General features: G+C 65.5%; 5 protein-coding genes, 1 tRNA gene and 1 pseudogene. 1 reads left to right on the top strand and 6 read right to left on the bottom strand.

Annotated elements, in window-relative coordinates; genetic code table 11:
* Nucleotides 1-966, top strand: a 966-nt coding sequence (locus RT567_RS09160; RefSeq protein ID WP_313575953.1) for a patatin-like phospholipase family protein, incomplete at its 5' end; no start/stop codon positions are given.
* 229 nt (nt 967-1,195) lie between these two features.
* Here the strand turns inward: RT567_RS09160 and RT567_RS09155 are convergent.
* The 6 genes and pseudogenes from RT567_RS09155 to RT567_RS09130 all read right to left on the bottom strand — a co-directional run.
* Nucleotides 1,196-1,594, bottom strand: a pseudogene (locus tag RT567_RS09155) (methyltransferase domain-containing protein); the annotation flags it as partial.
* Between the two features lie 47 nt (nt 1,595-1,641).
* Nucleotides 1,642-1,718: transfer RNA gene (locus RT567_RS09150), tRNA-His, on the bottom strand.
* A gap of 93 nt (nt 1,719-1,811) precedes the next feature.
* Nucleotides 1,812-2,570 (bottom strand): M48 family metallopeptidase, encoded by a 759-nt coding sequence (locus RT567_RS09145; RefSeq protein WP_313575951.1) that lies wholly within the window; start codon nt 2,568-2,570, stop codon nt 1,812-1,814.
* 185 nt (nt 2,571-2,755) lie between these two features.
* Complete coding sequence (locus RT567_RS09140; RefSeq protein ID WP_313575949.1) at nt 2,756-3,469, bottom strand: energy transducer TonB; 714 nt, start codon at nt 3,467-3,469, stop codon at nt 2,756-2,758.
* Nucleotides 3,470-3,486: 17 nt separating this feature from the next.
* Nucleotides 3,487-3,918: a biopolymer transporter ExbD gene (locus RT567_RS09135; protein WP_313575947.1), complete on the bottom strand. Its 432-nt coding sequence runs from the start codon at nt 3,916-3,918 to the stop codon at nt 3,487-3,489.
* A gap of 5 nt (nt 3,919-3,923) precedes the next feature.
* The coding region (locus RT567_RS09130; protein WP_313575945.1) for a MotA/TolQ/ExbB proton channel family protein at nt 3,924-4,693 on the bottom strand (770 nt) is incomplete at its 5' end.

The following is a 4,693-nucleotide window of genomic DNA, read 5'->3' as shown; positions in this document are numbered from 1 at the left end:
GGCGCGCGCGCCTATGCCCACATCGGCGCGCTCAAGGCCCTGCGCGAAGCGGGCACGCCCATCGACTTCATCGGCGGCGCCTCCATGGGGGCGGTCATCGGCGCGGGCCCGGCCCTGGGCTGGTCGGACGAAGAGCTTGAGCACCACATCCGCCAGGCCTTCGTCCTGTCCGACCCTCTGGCCGACATCGCCCCGCCCATCATCGCCATGACCCACGCCCGCAAGGTCAAGGCGATGATGAAGGAGGCCTTCGGCGACGTGCAGATGGAGGACATGCTGCTGCCCTTCTTCGCCGTCTCGACCAATCTGACCTCGGGCAAGCTGGAGGTTCATCGCGAAGGGATGCTGCGTCACGCCCTGCGCGCCTCCATCTCCATTCCCGGCGTCATGCCGCCCGTGGTGATGAACGGTCAGGTGCTGGTCGACGGCGCCGTGCTGCGCAACTTCCCCAGTGATGTGATGCGGCGGCTGAACAGCGGGCCCGTCGTCGGCGTCGACGTGTCCATGACGCGCGGCGTCGATCCCGAGACGCTGGAAAATCCGCCGTCCTGGTGGCGCTGGATCCTGTCGGGCGCCTGGAAGCACGGGCCGCCGATCGTCTCCATCCTGATGCGCTCGGCCACCTTGTCCAGCGAAGCCGAGCGGATGCAGGCCCGCGCCGAGACGGACCTGCTGATCCTGCCCACGCCCGACGGCGTCGATATCCGCGACTGGAAAGCCTATGAGCCGGGCGTCGCAGCGGGTTACGAGGCCGCGCAAGCGGCCCTGGACAGTCTCAACGGGCCGATCGAGACCCTGCACCGCCGCCGTCGGACCGGCGCGCCAGAAGAAACAGTCGAGGAAATGGCAGAAGAGTCCTTCCCTCAGGACGTCGCGGAAACGCCTCGCCCAACACCTGAGCCAGGCGCGTCAGGAAGGCGTCGTGGTTGGCTGGGTCTTCGGAAAGCGCGGTCAGATAAGGCCTGAGGGCGGTGCCCTTCATCCACTCCAGCACGGCGTTCTCGCCGTCCAGAACGTGCAGATAGGTCGTCGCCCAGATGTCGACCTCCTCGCACAGGTCCGCCACCGCGTCGTAATAGGCCTCGGCGGCCAGCAGCGGCTGAATGGTGTCTACGCCCTTCAGACACGCGCTCCACGGACCGTCCGCCGCCGTCTGGCGCATCAGGGTGTGATGGCGCGTCTCCCAGGCCATAGGCATCTGCACCGCCAGCACCCCGTCCGGCGCCAGCGACTCGGTCAGGCGTCGAAACAGCGCCGCATGATCCGGCGCCCACTGCAGGGAAGCGTTGGCCAGGATCAGATCCGCCGGCGCGGCGGGCTTCCAGGCCCCGAGATCGCCCTGCACCCAGTCTACGTCGTCCGGCAGGGTCCGCGCCTGTACCAGCATGGCGGCGCTGGAATCCAGCCCATGCACCTGCGCATCCGGCCAACGCCGCTTCAGCAAGGCCGCGTGCTGGCCCGTACCGCAGCCGATGTCCCAGACTTCGCGCGGCGTCAGATCGTCCGGAAGCTGCGATAGCAGGTCGATCGCCGCACGATCGCGCTGGCGCTCGAAACGGTTGTATTGCTGGGGATCCCACGCTGGCGACGTCATCGTCATACTTCTCCCTCGACCTATCGCAAAAGCGATTCGAGGGAGAATGGTACAGCCTCTCAGGATTGAACTGAGGACCTCCGGTTCCACAAACCGGCGCTCTAACCAGCTGAGCTAAGGCTGCACATCTCTGCGCGAGGGCGGTTCTCTAGCGGGCCTCGCCGCCGGGGGCAAGCGGCCTTTTCGCCCTCGCGTGGGATTTTGTGTCTTATCCCCGTCAGTTCCAACCGCGGCTGGCGATATACTGCTGAAGTTGCATCAGACGGGTCTGGTCCGACGGGTGGGTCGACGCGAACTCCGGCGTCCCCGACTGTCGCCCTTCAGCCATGGCGCGCCACAGGGCCAGCGATTCCGACGGCCTGTAGCCGGCCGCCGCCATGTAATCGACGCCCAGACGATCCGCCTCCAGCTCATGGCTGCGCGAGAACGGCAACAGCACGCCCAACTGCGCGCCCATGCCGCCAAAGGCCTGAACCGCCTGGCTATAATCCCCGGCCTGGCTCTGCACCGCGCCAAGGATCAGGCCCGTCGTCTGCGTGGTCGAGGCGCGTTCAGCGGCGTGGCGAGCGATGACGTGGCCGACCTCATGGCCGATCACGGCCGCCAGTTGGTCGTCGTTCTTGGCGATGGCCAGCAGCCCTGTCGTCACCCCCATATGGCCCGACGGCAGGACAAAGGCGTTCGGCGTGGCGTCGTCGAACACCGCATACTCCCAATGGCGATTGGTCAGATTGGCCGCCTGGACGATCCGATCGCCCACCCGACGCACCCGTGCATTCTGAGCCGCATTGTTCGACACCTTCTGCGTCCGCAGCGTCTCGGCCCAGGCCGCCTGCGACTGCTGGACCAGCACGCCATCGTCGATGAAGACCAACTGATTGCGGCCCAGGGCCTCATTATAGGCACAGGCGCCGACGCCGGCACCCAGAACGCCGGTGGTGATCGCCAGGGCGAGCATAAGGGGCTTACGAGACATCAGTCCTCCGGAACAGTTCAGCGGCCATAATGCACAGGCAGGCCGCCCGGCTCCATGCCTGACGCCGCAAAGTGCGTTTCCATCGCTCGTTTCGTTGAGCCACGACCAGCAGGCTTCAACGCATGGAAAAAGCGCCCCGAGGCGAAACCTCGAGGCGCTTCTTTTCGTTCAGTGCGTTCGCACGCTTAGTCCAGGTTAAACGGCACCCGGACCACGAACTTGGCGTTCGTTGCAGCGCCATCGACCGTACGAGGCGAAAGTTGCCCGCGTTGGACGATGCGAACAGCGGCAGCGCCGAAGCCCATGCCGGACGGCTCTTCCGAGACGACGCGGCAACCTTCGGGCTTCCCGCTCGGGGTCACCGTGCACTCGACCGTGGCCGAACCACCCACGCCGCGATCAAGAGCGCGTTGCGGGAAGTCCCGTTCGGTCGGACGCGGCGGGCGAGCCCACTGCGGGTTGGTGATCACCGAAGGACGCGGCGGCGCGGGCGGCGCCGGCGGAGGCGGCGGACCAGGGACGATCACGGGCGGGCCCGTGTATTCGACGCGGTCTTCCTTCTTCGTCGGCTCGATCGGCAAGGTCACCGGCGGCGGAGGCGCCGAGGTGTTGACGACCGGCTCGCGCACCTGAAGCTTCGGCGGCGGAGGTGTATCCGGCGGCGGCGGCGGCGGCGGAGGCGGAGGCGGCGGAGGCGGAGCCTCCATCAACTCCACGTCCACAGCCTCGTCCACATAGTTGAACTCCTGGAGTTCGAACTTGCTCTTGTACAGGTATATGCCTGCCAGAGCGTGGACGATCACCGAGACGCCGATCCCGACCATTGCACCCGTCGAGAGCTTCTTCTTCTTGGGTGCATCGAGCAGAGGGTCGCGGTGCTCGTGAGGTTCAGCAGTCATGCTTTGAGTCACGCCCCCTACGATTGATCTTCGCCAACCAGGGCGACACTGTAAAAACCATTATCCTGCAAGGCGTTCATGACCTGCATGAAGTCCCCGTACCGCGTTTGCTGGTCAGCGCGGATAAAGATCCGCTCTTCGTCCGGATTACGCGTTCCGATTTGGGTCCTCAGGTCATCGCCCAGGGCGGCGACCGACGTCGGGAAATCGCCCACGTACACTTCACCGCCATTCTGGATGGAGATGAAGACGGGCTTGGGCGGATTCTGAGCCGGCGGAGCGACGGCGCGTGGAAGTGTCACCGGCACCGACACGGTGGCGAGCGGAGCCGCCACCATGAAGATGATGAGGAGAACCAGCATAATGTCCACGAAAGGCGTGACATTGATTTCGCTGTTCGCCTCGACGGTGTACTTGCCGCCGCCGGAACCGGAAAGTTTGGCGGCCATCCGTCTTACGCCCCCTTGTCGAGTTGACGCGAGATCGAGTTCATCAGCTCGGCGTTGAAGCCGTCAGCACGAGCGCCGTACGAAGCGATGCGGGTGTTGAAGTAGTTATAGAAGATAACCGCCGGGATAGCCGCGAACAGGCCGATGCCGGTAGCCAGCAGGGCTTCAGCGATACCCGGAGCAACGACGGCCAGGTTGGTGGTGTTCGATTCGGCGATGCCGATGAACGAGTTCATGATGCCGTAAACGGTGCCGAACAGACCGATGAACGGACCGCCCGAACCGACCGAGGCCAGGAACTGCTGGCCACCCGACAGACGGATACCCATGCCGCCCTGAACGGCGCCGACAGCGTTGTTGGCGCGCGAGACGGTGGTGTCGCGGTGTGCGCCCGTCACATCAAGACCGGCTTGACGCGACAGTTCGATTTCGCCGGTGGCCGCAGCGGCCATGTCGGCCAGCGGGTTGCCGTCGAACTCTTCCGAGATAGCCAGGCGACGGATGTCGGCCAGGTTGCGAGCACCGCGGTACTCTTCCAGGAAGCGGTTGGTCTTCTTGGTCAGCGAGCTGAACTCAACCAGTTTGATGAGCAGCAGCGTCCAGGAGAAGATCGAGGCCAGGACCAGGCCTGCCATCACGACCTTAACGACCGGGTGCGCCATCATGAACATGGCGATCGGGGTCAGGCTGCCGCCGCCGTGGCCGCCAGCGGCCTCTTCGGCGGGAGCGGCATCAGCAGCCGCGGCATCAGCAGCCGGGGCGGCAGCGGCGGCAG

Source organism: Brevundimonas sp. (assembly GCF_032107865.1).
Classification (GTDB): Bacteria; Pseudomonadota; Alphaproteobacteria; order Caulobacterales; family Caulobacteraceae; genus Brevundimonas.
Note: the sequence above shows the minus strand (reverse complement) of the source record. Positions and strands in the feature narration are given on the sequence as shown.

Bases quoted from the DNA above. Each gene is read 5' to 3' on its own strand.
- RT567_RS09145 (WP_313575951.1), bottom strand. From the start codon at position 2,570: ATGTCTCGTAAGCCCCTTATGCTCGCCCTGGCGATCACCACCGGCGTT.
- RT567_RS09140 (WP_313575949.1), bottom strand. From the start codon at position 3,469: ATGACTGCTGAACCTCACGAGCACCGCGACCCTCTGCTCGATGCACCC.
- RT567_RS09135 (WP_313575947.1), bottom strand. From the start codon at position 3,918: ATGGCCGCCAAACTTTCCGGTTCCGGCGGCGGCAAGTACACCGTCGAG.